The organism is Priestia sp. YIM B13551, from assembly GCF_042787905.1.
GTDB lineage: Bacteria > Bacillota > Bacilli > Bacillales > Bacillaceae_H > Priestia.
In genome coordinates this window covers 1,016,607-1,035,931 of the sequence record NZ_JBHZOX010000002.1, presented here as the reverse complement: position 1 = coordinate 1,035,931, position 19,325 = coordinate 1,016,607, and the positions used below count along the sequence as shown (strand labels likewise).

Here is a 19,325-nt window from a genome sequence, read left to right as displayed (position 1 = left end):
TATTTTTAATTGTTAAAAAGAGGTGTATAAATTGAAAGATATTTTGTTAATCTTGCTTTTGCAACTGATCTATGTACCGATCTTGACGCTGCGCACAATTTTTTTAGTCAAAGGTATGAGTATGTATGCCTCGGTTTTTGGATTTGTTGAAGCGTTAATTTATGTATTCGGCTTATCCCTGGTATTTTCAGGAGATCAAAGCACGCTTGCTATGGTTGTATATGCAGTTGGGTTTGGAGTGGGAATTATCCTTGGAAGTTATATCGAATCTAGACTTGCTATCGGATATACAACATTCTTAGTTAACCTTATGACCAAAAATGAAGAGTTGATTAACCGCCTTCGACAGGAAGGTTTTGGTGTTACTGTTTACCAAGGAGAAGGAAGAGACAGTGCACGCTATAGATTAGACATTTTAACAAAAAGAAGTAGAGAAGAAGAGCTATTAGCATTCATTGAAGAATATGAGCCTCGTGCTTTCATTATTTCATACGAGCCGCGTAAATTTAAAGGCGGGTTCTTACTAAAAGCAATGAAAAAGCAAAAACAAAAGCAAAAAGCAAAAGCAAAAAGCAAAAGCAGATATCACCTCTACTAAATAAAAACAGAAGAGATCCTCTTCTGTTTTTTTGTTGCACTTTTACTTCTGATGTTTTTTGGATTATAATATAAGTAAACACTAAACTATAGTAAAGGAAGGATTTCATTGGTTATTGCTTCAACACTTGTCGCAATTTTTATGGCTTCTTTCATATTAGTTGTTCGAATGAAAGCTGCTGATAAACCAACGAATGCAAAAAAAATTATACTTCCGCCTTTTTTTATGAGTACGGGAGCGTTAATGTTTATCTTTCCAATGTTTCGAGTAACGGGTGCAGAACTGCTTGAGGCGTTAATAGCAGGCATGATTTTCTCAATCCTGTTAATTAAAACGTCTAAATTTGAAATTCGTGACGATCATATTTACTTGAAGCGTTCAAAAGCTTTTGCATTCATTATTATTGGTTTGCTTATTATTCGAATTGCAATGAAAATATATTTAAGTTCTTCAATTGATGTTGGCCAGCTTGGCGGTATGTTCTGGATCTTAGCATTTGGTATGATTGTACCTTGGCGCATTGCTATGTACACATCGTACAAAAAGCTCGAACGAAAGCTGCATAATGATCGTCTTGCTAATACAACGATATTAAACTAAAAAAGGTGGCTACGCAGCCACCTTTTTTGATTTAAAATAAATGCTGATAGGGGACGGCATCTATTTTTTGCTTTTTTAATGTTTTTAATAAAAATTTATGATCACGTTTAGGCGTAGCTAAAATGTATCCACGTACGATTAAGTCTTCCGTTATAGAGGCTGCTTGTTCCTCAATTGCGAGTTCCCCAATTTTTCCCGCGATTTTTTGTTTGGCTACATCGCGAAATAGTTCAGGTACTGGTTCAACAAGAACGTTTAATAGCTGCTTTTGATCCGCTGACCAAAGGTGGACGGTTTTGGAAAGATAGTGATCTTGCCAATCAAGCTCAGACATGCCGTCTTCTTTTGGTAAGCGCTTTAAAAATTTCCTGAACATAAAAAATCCGCCGATAGCAAACATGCTCATTAAAAAGACAACCCAAAATAAAATAACCCATAAAAACCAGCCCTCTAGCATATTTTTCACTCCCTTATAAAGAGGTTAAACAAAACATTACTATATTTATACATTTATTATAAAAGCCTTGTTCCTTTTATGGCAATATAAAATTCCTGTACTTTGTAGGAGAAGAAAGTCTTTTTTGACTCATCGATAAGTTTATATAGACTCACTGACGAGTAAATTATCGTTAGAATTATCTAAAAATCCTTATTTTTCAGCTTTTTAAAAGTTGGCACGTTTTTTGCATATAAACTAATTGAAGAATTATTTAATATGAGAGGAAGATAAAAAATGAGTCAAACTTTTAGCAAAGTAGCAACAAATTTACCGGGAGAAAATGCAAAGCAATTATTAGATAGAAGACACCGTGCCATTCCGAAAGGTGTAAGTTATGGCATTCCGACATTTGCTGATACGGCTGAAGGGGCGATCGTTAAAGATGTCGATGGCAATACGTTTATTGATTTCGTAGGCGCAATTGGCACAATCAATGTAGGACACAGTCATCCAAAAGTAAAAGAAGCGCTTCACAAACAAGTAGATCGTTTTATTCACACAGGATTTAATGTAATGATGTATGAGTCATATGTAGAGCTTGCAGAAAGATTGGCAGCAATTGCACCTGGTGAATTTGACAAGAAAGTATTACTTTTAAATAGCGGAGCAGAAGCTGTAGAAAACGCAGTGAAAATTGCTCGTAAATATACAAAGCGTCAAGGAATTATTTCCTTTAACCGCGGTTTCCATGGTCGTACATTAATGACAATGACAATGACAAGTAAAGTAAAACCATATAAATATGAATTTGGACCGTTTGCTCCTGAAGTTTACAAAGCTCCATATCCTTATGAGTATCGCCGTCCACAAGGGTTATCAGTTGAAGCATACGAAGATTTCATGATTACAGAATTCAAAAACTTCTTAAATACAGAAGTAGCACCGGAAACGATTGCAGCTGTTGTAATGGAGCCGATTCAAGGTGAAGGTGGTTTCATTGTTCCAGGTAAACGTTTTGTGCAAGAAGTGTATCAATTATGTAAAGAGCACGGAATTTTATTTGTATCAGATGAAATTCAAGCAGGATTTGCACGTACAGGCCGCTACTTCGGTATTGAACATTTTGACGTTGAGCCTGATTTAATTACGGTATCAAAATCACTAGGAGCTGGCGTACCAATCAGCGGTGTCATTGGCCGTGCTGAAATCATGGATGAATCTAATCCTGGTGAGCTTGGCGGAACGTATTGTGGAAGTCCTCTTGGATGTGAAGCAGCCTTAGCTGTACTTGATATCATTGAAGAAGAAAAGCTAAACGAACGCGGTGAGTACCTTGGAAAAGTGGTAACATCACGATTTGAAAAACTAGCAGAAAAATATGACTGTATCGGTGATATTCGCGGATTAGGAGCGATGTCTGCGATTGAGCTTGTGAAAGACCGTGAAACAAAAGAAGCGGACAAAGAGCTTACACAGCGTATCGTAAAAGAAGCAAACAAACGTGGATTATTACTGCTTAGCGCAGGAGTATTTGGAAACGTTCTTCGTATCTTAATGCCGATTGTTATTACGGATGAGCAGCTAGAAGAAGGCTTAGCTATTTTTGAAGAAGCACTAGAAGCAAGCGTACAGCAAACGGTTGAAGTGTAAGAGAAATTGAGATGTGAGTGAAGAGAAAACTCTTCACTCATTCTTCATGAATTACAAAGAATGGGTATGTTTGGACACTCTATTTATAGATGTTTCATTTTCTGATAAAATAAAATAATAATTATTTTTTGACGAAAAGGTGATTCAAATGACCATTCATAAAAAGCATATTCAGCAAATTAACGACGAACTTTACGATATATTTGAGTCATCATTTGATGAAATCTTTGTAACTGATGCAAATGGATATGTGTTAGTTGTAAATTCAGAGTGTGAAAAAAACTATGCTTTGAAAGTGGAAGATTTTATTGGAAAGCACGTAAAAGAACTGCAGGAAATGGGTATTTTTTATCCTTCGGCCACGCTAAAAGTGATTGAATCTAATCAAGCAATTGAATTGGTTCAAAAAACAAACTCCGGCCGGTATCTTCATGTGCGGACAAGGCCGGTATTTACAAACGACGGGCATTTAAAAAGCGTTATTAGCTATTCTCGGGATCTCACAGACTTAATGGAATTAAAACGAAAAGTAGAAGAGATGGAAGAACAGCTTGAAAACTATAAAAAAGAGTTAAACGAAGCCGTGGATTTAGAAGGCATCGTGACAAAAAGTGAAGCGATGAAAAAAGTTTTTTCAACCATTCAACGAGTTGCTTCTGTAAATACAACCGTTCTTTTACTTGGAGAAACAGGGGTAGGAAAAAGCAGAGTAGCAAAACTGCTTCACCAGCTTAGTACAAGAAAACAGCAGCCGTATCATGAGCTTAATTGTGCAGCGCTTCCTGAACAGCTTATTGAATCAGAGCTATTTGGCTATGAAGGCGGTACGTTCACTGGAGCATTTCGAGAAGGGAAAAAAGGTATCATTGAGCTTTCGAACGAAGGCACGCTTTTTCTAGATGAGATTGGTGAACTTTCTCTTTCAGCACAAAGTAAGTTGCTCCATGTACTGCAAGACCGTACAATTCGTCCCGTGGGTTCAACAAAAGCAGTATCAATAGATGTACGAATTATTGCTGCTACGAATCAAAATCTGGAGCAAATGGTCGAAGAAGGAAAGTTTAGACGTGATTTGTACTATCGACTTAACGTAGTGCCAATTACGATTCCACCTTTACGAGAGCGAAAAGAAGATATTCTGCCTCTTGTCTATCAATTTCTTCATCATTTTAATACGGTATACGAACGTAATGTACGCTTATCACCAAAGGCATTAGATGCATTTTTAGGTCAGGAATGGAAAGGAAACGTTCGCGAAGTGGAAAATATCATTGAGCGCCTGGTTGTTACAGGAGAAGAAATGATTACGCTTAAAGACTTGCCGTTTGCAAAAGAGTTTGCTATCGATCCACCTGTTCATACGCTTCCTGAAATGATTGAACATGTGGAAAAAGAAATGGTCATCAAGGCGTTTGAACAGCATAGGTCATCTTACAAAGTAGCCGAACAGCTTGGTATTAGCCAATCACAAGCGAGTCGTAAAATCCGAAAATACGTGTCGGACAGCACCGAACAGTGAGTAGATAAATTTAAGCAGGGAGTGAAGAAATATGAAGCAAGCAAACTTATATATTAACGGAGAATTTGTTTCAGCAAATGATACATACGAAGTGGTAAATCCAGCGACAAATGAAGTAGTAGCTGCCGTTGCAAAAGGTGGAGAAAAAGAAGCGAAGCTAGCAGCAGATGCTGCCTATGAAGCGTTTCAAACATGGTCTAAAAAAACAGCAGAAGAGCGCGGCAAACTATTATTTAAATGGCATCAGCTGATTGAAGAACACACGGATGAACTGGCTGAAATAATGACAGTCGAGCAAGGTAAGCCTCTTAAAGAAGCAAAAGGTGAAATTGGCTACGCCAACGGATTCGTGTCATGGTACGCAGAAGAAGGAAAACGAATTTATGGAGAAACAATTCCAGCTTCTTCTCCTAATAAACGTCTATTTGCTCACAAGCAGCCTGTGGGAGTCATGGCAGCTATTACGCCGTGGAACTTCCCGGCAGCAATGATTACACGTAAAGTAGCGCCAGCTTTAGCAGCTGGATGTACAGCGGTTATTAAGCCGGCAGAACAGACGCCATTGACGGCTCTTCGTCTAGCAGAACTGGCAGAAGAAGCAGGTATTCCAAAAGGCGTAATTAATGTAGTTACGGGAGATGCAAAAGCGATTGGAGAAGCGTGGCTTCAAGATGGACGTGTACGTAAACTATCGTTTACGGGTTCTACAGAAGTAGGTAAACTGTTAATGCGCGGAGCAGCTGATACGGTTAAAAAAGTGTCTTTAGAATTAGGCGGACACGCTCCGTTTATCGTAACAGCAAATGCTGATTTAGATAAAGCAGTAACAAATGCAATTGCTTCTAAATTCCGCAACGCTGGTCAAACATGCGTATGTACAAACCGCATCTACGTGCACGAGTCTATTGCTAAACCGTTCGCAGAGCAGTTTGCAGCGGCTGTTAGTCAGCTGAAAGTCGGAAACGGCTTAGAAGAAGGTACGGATATCGGACCTCTAATCGATGAAAAAGCGTTAGAAAAAGTAAAGCGCCACTTAGATGATGTTGTAGCAAAAGGTGGAAACGTCTTAACTGGAGGGGCTGTACGCGAAGAGGGAAGCGGACTGTTTGTTGAACCTACGGTTGTAGATGGTGCAACGGATGATATGCTTTGTATGTACGAGGAAACATTCGGGCCAATTGCTCCAATTGCGACGTATCAAACAGAAGAAGAAGTTATTCGCCGTGCAAATAACTCGCCTTACGGATTAGCAGCCTATGTGTTCACTGAAAATATTTCAGAAGCTATTCGTATTGCTGAAGCTTTAGAATATGGTATTGTAGGGCTAAATGATGGACTACCTTCTACACCACAAGCGCCGTTTGGCGGCTTTAAAGAAAGTGGACTTGGACGTGAAGGCGGACATTACGGAATTGAAGAATATTTAGAAGTGAAATATATTTCTTTAGGCTTTTAACAAAAAGTGATTTCGCTTTCCTGCGAAATCACTTTTTTAGTAATAGTACACGTGGGGAATTTGTGCATGTACGGATTGGAAATTCATGAATAAAAAACAAAATTCTTCTAGAGTACAGCATTCGAGATCTTCGCAATCGTGAGAGTTAAAAAAATCTTCAAGTATAGTTGCCTCCACGTCTTTAAATAACCAGTGGTGTTCAACATCCTCAAAATTGCCGCGATAAACCTCACTTAACCCATAAAAGTCGAATATATCTTCCAGCTGCTTCTGTTGCATAGCCATCCCTCCTCTTCCTAGTATAAGAAAAAGAAAGAGATATTAAACAAGCTGTCATACTACTTTGTTTTTTTTATAAAATCTCGTATAGTTAATAGTAATGACAAGCAAAGGAGTTTCGGCATGTTTACATATATCACGTTATTTGGTTTTCTTGGATTCGCTGTGTATTCGAGTACGTGGATTTATTCAATTGTCAAAAAAGATGGAAGAGCAAAGAAAAATGGAAAGGGTACTCTTATTAGTTTTCTTGTGATGCTTATCGGATTAGTCGGTCTGCAGTTTACGTAACCATAGATTATTTTGACATTTTTACCACCTTCACTTATAGTTAACTTTGGGCGAACATATGTATGATTTTGGTCACGGTGCTTGCCTTAAGTTGAAAAAGAAAGAAGGTGGCATATTTGAGATATCACACACATATTGCAACATCGATTGCTGCCGGTGCCGGTGTGGCTATAACAGGAGACGCTTCGTTTACATTTCCTTATGTTGTAGGCATTGCGATTGGAGCGCTGCTTCCTGATATTGATGAACCAAATTCATATATTGGTAGAAGATCTCTTGGTCTCGCAAAAGTCATTAAATCTATTTTTGGTCACCGAGGTATTACGCATTCTATTCTTGCAAGCGGACTTATTTTTTATTTACATACGATGTATAACAACGATTTTACATTAGGAATAGCCTATGGATACGCTTTTCATATTCTTGGAGATTTCTTTTCTAAACGAGGGGTACCTTTTTTCTCTCCTCTTAGCAAGAAGAAGTTTAAGCCTCCTTTAACATATGAAACAGGTAGCGGAGCAGAGACTCTCATCTTTTACCTGGCAGTGATAGGAAGTTTTTATATGCTTTATAAGTATCAGCTGTACACCCAGCTGTTTTAAAGGAAGAAGAGGCTGGGACAAAAGTATGTTAGCCAAGGTGAATGACGAACTATTGATCAAAATGTTTGATTGGTGGTTCGTTTTTTATTGGAATGGTGAACGTAGGTCTCATCTGTTTAGTTGCTTCTAGCGGTTGATTGGAGGGCAAGGCGAAGACTCCTGCGGGAAAAGCGGCCTAGAAGAGACCCGGCAGGAGCCTAGCGACGAGGAGGCTTATCGGCCGCCCGCGGAAAGCGAAGCCTTGTAAGGATATCAACAGCGGTGTAAAAGGCCATTTATACTAGAGCATTTATCTAATTTGCTCGTCTTTAAATGGAAGTGATTTAGTTATGTCTCAACCTCTCTTTTAGGCTTCCACTACGTAAAGTTCAGTCGTTTTCATAGGAAGGGTAATGGTAATACTTGTGCCGTCATTTTTTTCACTGGATACATGAAAAAAACCATTATGTTCATTAATAATTTTGTTGCAAATTGTTAGTCCCAGGCCTATTCCTCGTTCTTTTGTTGTATAAAAAGGCTCTCCTATATGAGGGATACGCTTTGAATCAATTCCACATCCATTGTCTTTTATCACAATGCACAGCGTTTCTCTAGCTGATTTTTCAATCGATACCGCCAGCTTGCCGCCGCTTTCCATCGAATCAATAGCGTTTTGTATAATATGAATAAATACTTGGGTTAGCTGTGTTTTTTGCCCACTAACGAGCAGAGGATGTTCTTTTGGATAGTGACGAAAGATGCGGATGTTTTTGACTCCAGTAACCGGTTCAAATTGCTTTAATACCTCATCTAACAAGTCGGTAATAACAAGGTTGTCTGTATATACGTACTCTTGTTTAGCTAAACTCATAAACTCTGTGATGATATGTTCAATTTGTGAAAGTTCATGCTGAATGAGATCTCGATAAATCATTGTTTTTTTCGGCTGCTGTGTCTCACTGAACAGTTGTACAAACCCTTTAATGGTTGTCAAAGGATTTCTAACCTCGTGTGCGATACTTGCAGCAAGGTGACCAATGACAGAAAGTTTTTCTGAATTTCGGATCTTTTTCTCTGCTTGTCTTTTTTCTGTTACGTCTCGTGAGACAAATACAAACCCTTCGATTTCTCCAGTGGATGTAATAATTGGAACGCCTTTACATTCTAATAAAACGATGGTGCCGTTCACGTGAAACTTTCGGTATTCAAATGTGGAGGCATCTTTTGTTTTGCTCATGTTAGCTAAAGTAGTCGAGATTATGTGTTTGTCTTCGGGATACGCATTGATAAGCACATGTTGTCCAATAAGCTCATCAGGATAAACGCCTAACGTTTTAGCGTAAGAAGGAGAAGCGTATTCATAAATGCCATCTTCAGTAATAGCACATACTAAATCATGGGTATGAGATAAAATAGCTTGATGCTTTGGTTCATTGTCATCCGTAATGATTCGATCTTTTAATGGATAAAAAGGCTGATCTTCTTGGTTGGCGATGGTGTGCCGAACTTGAGTGCCGCACATTCTGCAAAAATTATAATCTTCCTTATAGTTACAAGAAGGACAAACGGGCATCGAATCACTCCAATCAGATCTATGCAATGAGAGAGTTCCCAAGCATATATAATCATTATTATATATTCAAATTATAGGAAAAAATATGAAAAATCAAATGTGCTATAGAGAGGGGAATTGGGCTTGAAAACCCTATAAAGAGATTTCAAATACATGTTTTTAGTTGTAAATAGATGAGGAATGGAATTTTTTACACATTTAAAAAATTCAGCACATCAAATAAGAGGCTTGATTTACCTCTTATTTGATGTGCTGATAATGCTCCAACGCTCGCTCTCTAGCTGCTTTATGATCGACAATTGGAGCCGGATATGTTTTATTAAGTGTAACGTTTGCTTTTTCTAATACGTCTGCTGGGGCCTCCCAAGGTTTATGAATATAAGAAGAAGGAATATCTTTAAGCTCTGGAAGCCACTTTTTAATATATTCTCCTTCTTTATCAAATTTTTCTGATTGAGTAATTGGATTAAAAATACGAAAATATGGCGCGGCGTCTGCTCCCGAGCCTGCAACCCACTGCCACCCCATTGTATTATTAGCTAAATCTGCGTCTACTAAGGTATCAAAAAACCAATTTGCTCCGTGTTTCCAATGAATTAAAAGGTGCTTTACTAAAAAGGAAGCAGCTACCATTCGAACTCGATTGTGCATAAAACCTGTTTCCCACAGCTCCCGCATTCCGGCATCGACAAGGGGATAGCCGGTTTTTCCATTTTTCCAAGCTTGAAGCTCTTCATTGCCGTCAGCCCACTGAAATTGCTTGAATTTTTCATTAAGCGGTTCAGTTGTAGTGTGCGGGAAATGATAAAGCAGCTGATAAGCAAAATCTCTCCATATAAGTTGACGAATAAACATTTCAGCTTGCTGTTCAAAAGCATCAGAACCTACTTTTTCAGCTTTAGTTCTCAAATAATGATAAAGGACTCGAGCTGAAAGCTGTCCTGTAGCCAAATAAGGAGATAGAAATGAATTTAATGCTTCAGCAGGAAAATCTCGTCCTTTTTCATAATGAAGCAGCTTATTCTTTAAAAACGTTTTGAAGACATCAATAGCGCCTTTTTCCGTAGCTTCCCACGTCGACTTAATCGTTTCATCCCACGGTATGCTTGGAAGCAAATCGAGATCTGAGACTGAAAGAGATTCAACCGGTTTAGAGGAGGCCTGTATGGAAGTAACTTTTTTTACAGCAGAAGATACTGAATGTTTTTGAGAAGCTTTATAGTAAGCTGTAAACACTTTATAAGGATCCCCATTTTCTTTTGTGATTTTCCAAGGTTCATGAAGGAGAAACCCCTCAAATGTGCGAATATTTATTTGTTGCTCTGAAAAAAAAGCTTGAAGCTCTTTATCTCTTTTTAGCGCATGTGGTTCATAGCGGCTATTCCAATAAATATTTTGTGCATTCGTTTCATGGAGTAATTTTTGTAACACATCTTTAGGGTTTCCTTTTTGTACAATCAGCGTTCCTTCTATTTTTTTGATCGAGGTTTTAAAGTCATTCAGCGCATGGTGAAGCCACCATTTACTTGCACTTCCCATTGAGCTTTCTTCATAGTCGTCATGGATATAAACAGGTACAACCATTCCTTCTTTAGCTGCGTGAAATAGAGCTGGGTTATCAACTAGCCGGAAATCTTTTCGAATCCATACGATAATCGTTTTATTCATCATGTGCCACCTTTCTATCTGCAATTTGCCTCGATTATAGCTTTTTTCTTATACGTTCTACAATTTTGAATGTGTAGAAGGCCTATTTTCTTATGGACGAATTTCAGATTGATGGTAAAAAGAATAACGTAAACAGAGTAAGAGAATGGGAAGGAGCCCTTAAAAATGAGAAATTCGTATGGAATGAAACAAACCGGACAACCGATATCCAATCCATATATGCAAGCAGCACCTAAACCTGCTAAAATGCCGCCTATGCCTTCTGCAAAAGAAATGCAGGCAATGCCGATGCAAGAAGGCGCAAATCAAATGCCAATACACGGAGAAATGCCGCCGATGAAAGATGCAATGCCGTCGATGCATGGAGGAATGAATCAAATGCCAATGTACGGAGAGCTACCGCCAATGCATGAAGAAATGGGTCAAATGCCGATGCACGGAGGAATGCCGCCAATGCATGGAGGAATGGGTCAAATGCCGATGAAAGATGGAATGCCGATGCATGGAGGAATGGGTCAAATGCCGATGCAAGAAGGAATGCCGATGCATGGAGGAATGGGTCAAATGCCGATGCAAGGAGGAATGCCGCCAATGCACGGAGGAATGGGCCAAATGCCGATGCAAGGAGGAATGCCATCAATGCACGGAGGAATGGGCCAAATGCCGATGCAAGGAGGAATGCCGTCAATGCAAGGAGGAATGGGCCAAATGCCGATGCAAGGAGGAATGCCGCCAATGCACGGAGGAATGGGCCAAATGCCGATGCAAGGAGGAATGCCGCCAATGCAAGGAGGAATGCCGCCAATGCAAGGAGGAATGGGCCAAATGCCGATGCAAGGAGGAATGCCGCCAATGCAAGGAGGAATGGGTCAAATGCCGATGCATGATTGCGGATGCCGCGATTTCTCAGCACCCGTTGGTCATCAGCAGCCTCATTCTTTAAATGATTGGATGTTCATGCAACAAACAAATCCACGTTCTTTTTAATAAACCCTTTACCCTAGATAAAAGGGATGTATTTTTGAATCTTTAGTATAAATATAGAATTTTATTAATTGAAACGTCATGAGAAAAAGAATAGTTCTTACTCTTTTTCCATGACATTCAATTTTTTGAAAATATTAATCACATCTTTTGGGTGTTTTCTTACATAAGAGAGTTTGGTAGAGTTTTTTAAGTATAAATACAGGGAAAAGAAGGCAAAAGCTCTATATTAAAGGGGAAAGGGTGTTTTTAGAATGATATTAGAAGTCACAGCTGCAACCTTACATGATGCTAAAGTTGCCCAGGAACATGGTGCCGATCGTATAAGCCTTGTAACTGGAATCGGTGAAGGCGGCTTAACCCCAAGCTACGGTTTGATGAAAAAAGTGAAAGAAACGATACATATCCCAATATTTGTGATGATTCGTCCACATAATCAATCTTTTCAGTATGATGAAGATGATTTGCAAACAATGATTGAAGATATTCACTATGCAAGAGAAATTGGCATTGATGGAATTGAAATAGGCTGTTTAACAGAAGACAAAATTATTGATGAGCAAGCTTTAAAGCGACTGCTGGATGCGGCAGGAGAAATGAATGTAACGTTCCACTTAGCATTTGATGAAATCAGTGATCAAGAAAAGGCGCTTGAAACGCTTGTAAGCTATAAGCAAATTCAGCGTGTCATGACTTCAGGAGCGGATAAAAGTGCGCTAAACGGTATTCCTCATATTAAAAAACTGTTAAGAAGAATGAAAGATAAAGATATTATTTTAATCGGGACAAAAGGGCTGAAACCTGAAAATCTTCAAGCGTTCTTATCGGTTACTCCCGTGAAAGAAATTCGTATTGGTTCAGGGGTTCGAGTGAATTGTCAATATACGAAACCGCTTGACCCAAGGAGTGTAAAAGCTGCAAAAGAAACGATGAATAAGCAAAAGTAACAGAAGTGCTACAAGGAATTGTAGCACTTTTTTATTTGGAAATAGAAAGGGACTTATTACATAGTTTTCCCTAAATGGAAAACATCATAAAACTCTTTGAATCCTTGATACATAAGAGAAATGCTGCGTTTTCCCGACTTTAGAGTGAAATAGGAATAATTTCATATTTTCAGAATAATCATTGACAGTGATAATCATTATCATTTATTGTTGTAATTGTTAATGAAAATCATTATCAATTGAACAAACAGGAGGATATGATATGTCAACGTCAACGAAACAACTTACATCAAACGAAATGCTGCTTGCTATGCAAAATGAACGTGAATCCAATGCAAGGTCTTATCCTAGACGCCTTCCTATTGCAATTAAACAAGCAAAAGGCGCCGTGATCACGGATATGGATGGAAAAGAGTATATTGATTGTTTAGCAGGAGCCGGCACACTTGCTCTTGGTCATAACCATTACGTAGTCCATGAAGCAATACAAGACGTTTTAGCAAAATCTATTCCTTTACATACATTAGATTTAACAACGCCTGTGAAAGAAGCTTTTATCGATGAAGTATTTGCTAGTTTACCAGAAGGATTTGCAAACAAAGCGAAAATACAGTTTTGCGGTCCAACTGGAGGAGACGCAATTGAAGCGGCTTTGAAGCTTGTAAAAACAGCAACAGGCAACCGCACGATTTTATCTTTTCAAGGGGGATATCACGGCTCCACGCACGGAACGTTAAGCATTAGCGGTACAACGAGTCCCAAAAAGCACATTCATGCGCTAGTGCCCGATACACATTTTCTACCTTATCCATATGAATACCGCTGCCCGTTTGGCGTAGGTGCTGAAGGTCACACTTACATTAGTACATACATTGAAAATATGCTGGATGATCCTGAAAGCGGAATTGTTACTCCGGCGGGTGTTGTAGTAGAAATTGTACAAGGAGAAGGAGGCTCTGTTCCGGCGCCGATTCCATGGTTAAAAGAGCTTCGCAGAATCACAAAAGAACGAAACATTCCGCTTATTGTAGATGAAGTTCAAACTGGAATTGGACGAACAGGAAAGCTGTATGCATTCGAACACGCTGATATCGAACCGGATGTATTAGTACTATCTAAAGCAATTGGAGGAAGCCTTCCTTTATCCGTTGTTCTATATGATAAAAAGCTTGATCAATGGGAAGCAGGTGCACACATCGGTACATTTAGAGGAAATCAGCTTGCGATGGCTACAGGACGAGCTACTTTGCAATTTATAAAACAAGAAAACTTACCTGCACATGCTCATGAATTAGGAGCTTATATTCAGAGTCAGCTAAAACATATTCAAAAGCAAGTATTCTCAATTGGTGATGTACGCGGAAGAGGTTTGATGCTAGGCGTTGAAATCATAGACGCAACAAAGCCGGCTAATAAAATCGGCAGTCATCCTGCAAACGGTGAGTTAGCTAAGCTGATTCAAAAAGAATGTTTCGACAGAGGCGTCATTTTAGAAGTGGGTGGAAGACATGGTGCTGTTATTCGTCTGCTTCCTCCATTAATTTTAACGAAACAACAAACCGATGAAGTGTTAACAAGATTTGAAGAAGCGATAAAAGCAGCAGAAGAGAAGTGGGTGAATAAATAAAATGGCGCCGTTTGAAAAGTGGTTTTTATCATCATCCAAAGAAAGCCTCGAGAATTATGAAGCGATGATAGGCGGAATGACAGAGATGATTAAACGTCACTACCATGAACTAAAATCCCCTTATACTCATATAGACGTTGACGAACTATCGAACTTAGTCAATCGTTCGGTCTATTTTAGCGAACACGAACAGCCGCTAGAAGATTTGTTTGATGACGTACAAGCCGTAGTGCTGGATCATTCGCTTCATATTTCGCATCCCGGGGCAATGGCACACTTGCATTGTCCTCCGATTATACCGGCCCTTGCTGCGGAAGTGATGATTTCTGCTTTGAATCAATCTATGGACTCGTGGGATCAAAGTCCGGCAGCTACGTATATAGAAGATCAAGTGATTGATGAGTTAACAAAACAAATTGGTTATCGAAGCTCTTCTTCGGGCGTTTTTACAAGCGGAGGGACTCAGTCGAATTATATGGGACTTCTGCTTGCTCGTAATGAATATTGTCATGCTGCATTTTCAATTGATGTTAGTGAAGAAGGTTTACCGCTCCAAGCTAAAAAACTGCGGATTTTATGCTCCGAAAAAGCCCACTTTACGGTGCGGCAATCTGCAGCTCAGCTTGGATTGGGCATGAATGCAGTGGTGAGTGTAAAGTGCAATGAAAGGCACGAGATGGATATAGAAAATTTAGAAGAAGCGATACGGGAAGTCAAAGCCCAGGGAAACCTTCCTTTTGCTGTTGTAGCAACGGCAGGCACGACGGATTTTGGAAGCGTAGACCCTCTTTTTGAAATAAGTGAGCTAGCTAAAAAAGAAGGGCTTTGGCTTCATGCCGACGCTGCTTATGGAGGAGCGCTGCTATTTTCACATAAATATCGTGAACGCTTAAAAGCTCTTGAACGAGCAGATTCTATTACGATGGATTTTCATAAGTGGTTTTACCAGCCGGTGAGCTGCGGGGCATTTTTACTGAAGAATTCAGCTATGTTTAAACACATTCAGCTTCATGCAGATTATTTAAATCCTGAAGAAGATGAGCACGTACATTTGGTAGATCGCAGCATTCAAACGACCAAACGATTTGACGCCTTGAAGCTATGGCTGACTTTCCGTGCAGTAGGTACAAATGAGTATGGAAAAATGGTTGACCATACGATTGAAACGGCTAAGCAGACAGCTGAACATTTACGAAAGCAAAGGAATATTACGGTGTTAAATGATCCTTATATGAACGCGGTTGTATTTCGCTATGTGCCAGATACTTTATATGTTGATTGTCAAAAACAGCAGCATTATGAAAATAAATTGAATCAGCTTATTCAGCAGCACTTATATGAAAAAGGCACGTTTATCATGGCAAAAACAAAGCATAAAGAGCAAGCTTATTTAAAGCTAACGATGTTAAATCCCATGATTACAGTTGATACTGTTGCCACTCAGTTAGAGGAAGTCGTGGCTTTAGGAAAAGAGTTGGAGAAAAAGGAGGAGCGATTACGTGAACGCTCAGTTATCGGCTAATTTTATTACGATGCAAAATATTATTAATTGCTATATTCGAGAAACAGGTAAGGGAGTATGGCAGTCCATTACAGAAATAAAAAGCGAAGAAACGCTCGTTCTTAGGCTAGAAAAACAGCCGGTAACTCTTTACTTTCCAGTAAAGTACCGTTCAGCTACCGGACGTCACTTGTTCTTTCCGGTCTTTTATTATCGCATTCAGAAAGAGGAGCTCAAGGAGTTAGATGTCGTCACTCTTTTGGCCTTTCTTTTAAAAGAAGTAACAGATCATTTACTACAGGTAAATGAGCTAATTGTACGTGTGCTATTAAGCTATGAAAATATGAAATTGTTCATTGAAAAAAGACAGAAAGAGTTAGAAACGTGCTATAAATGGGACAAAACGTTCTTAGAATCTGAGCAGTCATTGCTTATTGGCCACCAGCTGCATCCTACACCTAAAAGCCGTCAAGGGATATTACCTGAAGAAGAAGAGGTGTTTGGGCCTGAAGTTAACGGCAAATTTCAGCTTCATTATTTTAAAGCACATAAATCTCTTGTTGCAGAACAGTCTGCCGGGAGTCAAACCGCTTCACAGCTTATTAAAGAGCAGCTGAAAAAAGATAACAAGGTTTCTGAAGAATTCATACAGTCGCATTGCCAAGCGGACGATTATTCACTTATACCTATGCATCCGCTGCAAGCTCGTTATCTTTTAGGAAAAGAAGAAGTGTGTGAATGGATTCAAAAAGGCAGGCTTGCTTATCTAGGGCCACACGGTCAGCCGTTTTATCCGACTTCGTCTGTTAGAACCGTATACAGTGAAGATGCAGATGTGATGTACAAATTTTCTATTCCGGTGAAGATTACGAATTCACTGAGAGTGAATAAACGCAAAGAATTAAGCAGAGGGGTAGAAGTTAGCCGTTTATTGCAAGAAGGATTGCAGGCGGAGCTTCAAGAAAACTATCCGGCTTTTCAAGTGATTGAAGACCCTGCTTATATCACGCTTGGAAAAAAAGAGCTTGGGTTTGAAGTCATGATTCGAAGCAATCCTTTTCAAGGTGAGCATGGGGACCGTACAACACTCTTAGCAAGTTTGTGTCAAGATCATGTGTTTGGGAAAGCTTCTCAAATTGAAAATATTATTAATTACATTGCTGCAAGTGAAAATAGCACAAATGAAGACATAAGCAAGCACTGGTTTAAACGCTATTTAGATGTCTCATTTCATCCTATGATGTGGCTTTACACTCAAAAAGGAATTGCGCTGGAAGCTCATCAGCAAAATTCCGTTATTAAACTTGATGAAAACGGATATCCATCTGTGTTTTACTACCGTGACAACCAAGGCTATTACTTTATGAAATCAAAGGAACAAGAGCTTCGCAAGCTGCTTCCTTCCTTAAACGGAGAAAGCGATACGGTATGTGATGACGCTGTAGCAGAAGAAAGATTTCGTTATTACGTATTTTTTAATCATATTTTAGGGTTAGTTAACGCATTTGGTGCTGCTGGCCTCGTTCAAGAGTCAGATCTGCTATTGATCCTGCGACAAGAGGTAGAGATGTACAAAGAAAAAGATCATACAGGGCTTGTTTCATCAATGTTAGAAGAGAAAGTGCTGCCTTGCAAAGCTAATTTCTTAACGCGCGTTCACGATATGGATGAGCTGGTAGGCTCTCTTGAAACGCAGTCTGTTTATGTAAATGTTGAAAATCCTCTGTACGAATCTTCAGGTGTACGGTTATGAAATCGGCATTACAAAAGCAGTATCCATTTATGATTCAGCAAAAGGAGCAGAGCATCACCTTTCGCTCTGTTTCTTTTGCAAAAGATTTCGAACGGCTGTACAAGTGGATGCATGAACCGCATGTTATTCCGTATTGGAATTTAAATATTTCAAAACAGGCGTATGAACAGCATTTAAAAACATTTCTAGCTGATTCCCATCAAAAACTGCTAATTGGAGAAATTGACGGTGTACCTATGAGCTATTGGGAATCTTATACGGTTGACGGCGATATTATCAGTAACTATTACCCTTATGAAAAAGGAGATCAAGGGATTCATTTATTAATTGGAGAACCTGCTTTTTTAGGAAAAGGCCATATTTATCCGCTCCTTCTTAGTTTACTAAAGCACAAGTTCCAGGTAGCAGATACTGCTAAAGTAATAGCGGAACCAGATATACGAAATGAAAAGATGATTGCAGTATTTAAAAAATGCGGGTTTCAATTTATGAAAGAAGTGTCGCTGCCTGATAAAACAGGCGTACTGCTGAAATGTGAAAGAACAGTATTTGAAAGAAGGTGGAGTGAATGGAACAACGGGACATTTTAGACGTAATTGGAGTAGGAGTTGGTCCATTTAATTTAGGATTAGCAGCTTTAATTGATAAAACAGATTGTACATATAAATGTTTTGAACAAAAAAAGGAGTTTAATTGGCATCCAGGAATGCTTTTAGAAGGGACAACTCTTCAAGTTCCGTTTATGGCAGACGTGGTCACGATGGTGGATCCGAAGAGTCCGTACACGTTCTTAAATTATCTGCATGAGCATGAGCGCTTGTATCAGTTTTATTTCTTTGAGAAGTTTCACATTCCGAGAAATGAATACAATCATTATTGCCGCTGGGTAGCGAGCCAGCTGAGTGGGCTTGAATTTAACAGCACAGTAAAAGAAGTAAAAATGCATGAAGACGCTAAACCTTTTTATGAAGTAACGATTAAAAAAGAAGGAAAGCTTCATACCTATTACAGCTATCATCTTGTAACCGGAGTAGGTACACAGCCCGTAGTGCCAAGAGACTTTCAATCAGTAGCCAGCGATACGTTCTATCACTCCGCTCAGTACAAAATGAATCGTGAACAAACGCTGAAGGCTAAAAGTATTACCGTAATTGGCTCTGGTCAAAGCGCAGCTGAAATTGTCTATGATTTACTTCAACAGCAGCCTCAGTTTGACTATAAGCTGAATTGGTATACGCGCTCAAAAGGGTTTTATCCGATGGAATATTCAAAGCTTGGCCTTGAACATTTTTCGCCGGATTATACCCACTATTTTTACAGATTGCCCCAAGAGAAAAAAGAGAGCGTTTTACGAAATCAAGCTCTTTTATACAAAGGAATAAGCTTTGAAACGATCGGTGATATTTATGATTTGATTTACGAACGAACAATTGGAGGAAAAGAAGTGCCGCTAACGATGCGAGCGCTTACGGAACTTGCAGGCGTTGAAAAGACAAACGATACACATCTTCTTACTCTTCACCAATACGAGCAGGACTCGTTTGAAAAAGAAGAAAGTGAAATTGTCATTATGGCCACGGGCTATCATGCAAAAGAGCCTGCTTTTATGGAAGGTTTAAAAGAACATTTGCTGTTTGATGAAAAAGGACAGCTGAAAATCAACGAACTCTATCAAGTTGAGATGAAGAAAAAAGGCGCCCCGCTATTTGTTCAAAACGGAGAGCTTCATACACACGGGGTTGGAGCACCAGACTTAGGTTTAGGCGCTTATCGCAATGCTGTTTTGATTAATCAAATTGCAGGTGAAAACGTGTACAAAATATATAAAAATACTGTTTTCCAAAAGTTTGGATTTTAAG

Annotated in this window: 18 protein-coding genes; 14 read left to right on the top strand and 4 right to left on the bottom strand. The window is 39.2% G+C overall.

The window, feature by feature from the left end:
• Window positions 1–31 precede the first annotated feature (31 nt).
• Together ACFX4N_RS14985 and ACFX4N_RS14980 are read left to right on the top strand one after the other, a co-directional pair.
• Window positions 32–598: a DUF2179 domain-containing protein gene (locus tag ACFX4N_RS14985; RefSeq protein WP_377261714.1), complete on the top strand. Its 567-nt coding sequence runs from the start codon at window positions 32–34 to the stop codon at window positions 596–598.
• A 108-nt stretch (window positions 599–706) separates the two neighbouring features.
• Window positions 707–1,198, top strand: coding sequence for a CcdC family protein (locus ACFX4N_RS14980; RefSeq protein WP_013058766.1), 492 nt, complete (start codon window positions 707–709; stop codon window positions 1,196–1,198).
• A gap of 31 nt (window positions 1,199–1,229) precedes the next feature.
• Here ACFX4N_RS14980 and ACFX4N_RS14975 read toward each other — a convergent pair whose 3' ends face one another.
• A complete protein-coding gene (locus tag ACFX4N_RS14975) occupies window positions 1,230–1,655 on the bottom strand; it encodes a DUF2621 domain-containing protein (protein WP_013058765.1) in 426 nt (141 codons plus the stop codon).
• 276 nt (window positions 1,656–1,931) lie between these two features.
• On the opposite strand from ACFX4N_RS14975, the gene gabT reads away from it, so the two are divergent.
• The 3 genes from gabT (at window position 1,932) to ACFX4N_RS14960 (ending at window position 6,262) form a co-directional block, all read left to right on the top strand.
• The gene (gene gabT / locus ACFX4N_RS14970; protein WP_013058764.1) at window positions 1,932–3,287 is read left to right on the top strand and encodes a 4-aminobutyrate--2-oxoglutarate transaminase; all 1,356 of its coding nucleotides are present in this window, start codon (window positions 1,932–1,934) and stop codon (window positions 3,285–3,287) included.
• Between the two features lie 148 nt (window positions 3,288–3,435).
• A complete protein-coding gene (locus tag ACFX4N_RS14965) occupies window positions 3,436–4,806 on the top strand; it encodes a sigma-54 interaction domain-containing protein (RefSeq protein WP_013058763.1) in 1,371 nt (456 codons plus the stop codon).
• Window positions 4,807–4,837: 31 nt separating this feature from the next.
• Window positions 4,838–6,262 (top strand): NAD-dependent succinate-semialdehyde dehydrogenase, encoded by a 1,425-nt coding sequence (locus tag ACFX4N_RS14960; protein ID WP_013058762.1) that lies wholly within the window; start codon window positions 4,838–4,840, stop codon window positions 6,260–6,262.
• Window positions 6,263–6,298: 36 nt separating this feature from the next.
• Here the strand turns inward: ACFX4N_RS14960 and ACFX4N_RS14955 are convergent, their stop codons facing one another.
• On the bottom strand, window positions 6,299–6,541 hold the full coding sequence (locus ACFX4N_RS14955) for a hypothetical protein (protein ID WP_029320678.1): 243 nt from the start codon (window positions 6,539–6,541) through the stop codon (window positions 6,299–6,301).
• 123 nt (window positions 6,542–6,664) lie between these two features.
• Here ACFX4N_RS14955 and ACFX4N_RS14950 point away from each other — a divergent pair, with 123 nt between their 5' ends.
• Both ACFX4N_RS14950 and ACFX4N_RS14945 read left to right on the top strand, forming a co-directional pair.
• Window positions 6,665–6,832: a hypothetical protein gene (locus tag ACFX4N_RS14950; RefSeq protein WP_013058761.1), complete on the top strand. Its 168-nt coding sequence runs from the start codon at window positions 6,665–6,667 to the stop codon at window positions 6,830–6,832.
• A gap of 116 nt (window positions 6,833–6,948) precedes the next feature.
• Window positions 6,949–7,434 (top strand): metal-dependent hydrolase, encoded by a 486-nt coding sequence (locus ACFX4N_RS14945; protein ID WP_013058760.1) that lies wholly within the window; start codon window positions 6,949–6,951, stop codon window positions 7,432–7,434.
• A gap of 346 nt (window positions 7,435–7,780) precedes the next feature.
• Here the strand turns inward: ACFX4N_RS14945 and ACFX4N_RS14940 are convergent, their stop codons facing one another.
• Window positions 7,781–9,013 (bottom strand): ATP-binding protein, encoded by a 1,233-nt coding sequence (locus ACFX4N_RS14940; protein WP_377261709.1) that lies wholly within the window; start codon window positions 9,011–9,013, stop codon window positions 7,781–7,783.
• A gap of 213 nt (window positions 9,014–9,226) precedes the next feature.
• Complete coding sequence (locus tag ACFX4N_RS14935; protein ID WP_081252164.1) at window positions 9,227–10,654, bottom strand: cryptochrome/photolyase family protein; 1,428 nt, start codon at window positions 10,652–10,654, stop codon at window positions 9,227–9,229.
• Between the two features lie 165 nt (window positions 10,655–10,819).
• Between ACFX4N_RS14935 and ACFX4N_RS14930 the strand changes: the two genes are divergently transcribed.
• From ACFX4N_RS14930 to ACFX4N_RS14900, 7 genes are all read left to right on the top strand, one after another.
• The gene (locus ACFX4N_RS14930; RefSeq protein ID WP_377261706.1) at window positions 10,820–11,641 is read left to right on the top strand and encodes a polyadenylate binding domain-containing protein; all 822 of its coding nucleotides are present in this window, start codon (window positions 10,820–10,822) and stop codon (window positions 11,639–11,641) included.
• A 251-nt stretch (window positions 11,642–11,892) separates the two neighbouring features.
• Entirely contained in the window at window positions 11,893–12,585 is a 693-nt protein-coding gene (locus ACFX4N_RS14925) for a copper homeostasis protein CutC (protein ID WP_013058756.1), read from the top strand.
• 262 nt (window positions 12,586–12,847) lie between these two features.
• Window positions 12,848–14,212: an aspartate aminotransferase family protein gene (locus tag ACFX4N_RS14920; protein WP_013058755.1), complete on the top strand. Its 1,365-nt coding sequence runs from the start codon at window positions 12,848–12,850 to the stop codon at window positions 14,210–14,212.
• A gap of 1 nt (window position 14,213) precedes the next feature.
• Window positions 14,214–15,734, top strand: a complete 1,521-nt coding sequence (locus tag ACFX4N_RS14915) for a pyridoxal phosphate-dependent decarboxylase family protein (RefSeq protein WP_063672563.1) — start codon at window positions 14,214–14,216, stop codon at window positions 15,732–15,734.
• Window positions 15,712–17,466, top strand: a complete 1,755-nt coding sequence (locus ACFX4N_RS14910) for an IucA/IucC family protein (RefSeq protein ID WP_013058753.1) — start codon at window positions 15,712–15,714, stop codon at window positions 17,464–17,466. Before ACFX4N_RS14915 ends, ACFX4N_RS14910 begins: the two co-directional genes overlap by 23 nt.
• Complete coding sequence (locus ACFX4N_RS14905; protein WP_013058752.1) at window positions 17,463–18,056, top strand: GNAT family N-acetyltransferase; 594 nt, start codon at window positions 17,463–17,465, stop codon at window positions 18,054–18,056. Before ACFX4N_RS14910 ends, ACFX4N_RS14905 begins: the two co-directional genes overlap by 4 nt.
• Window positions 18,035–19,324 carry a lysine N(6)-hydroxylase/L-ornithine N(5)-oxygenase family protein gene (locus ACFX4N_RS14900; protein WP_377261701.1) on the top strand — a complete coding sequence of 430 codons (1,290 nt, stop codon included), beginning with the start codon at window positions 18,035–18,037 and terminating at the stop codon, window positions 19,322–19,324. Before ACFX4N_RS14905 ends, ACFX4N_RS14900 begins: the two co-directional genes overlap by 22 nt.
• Window position 19,325: the final 1 nt, after the last annotated feature.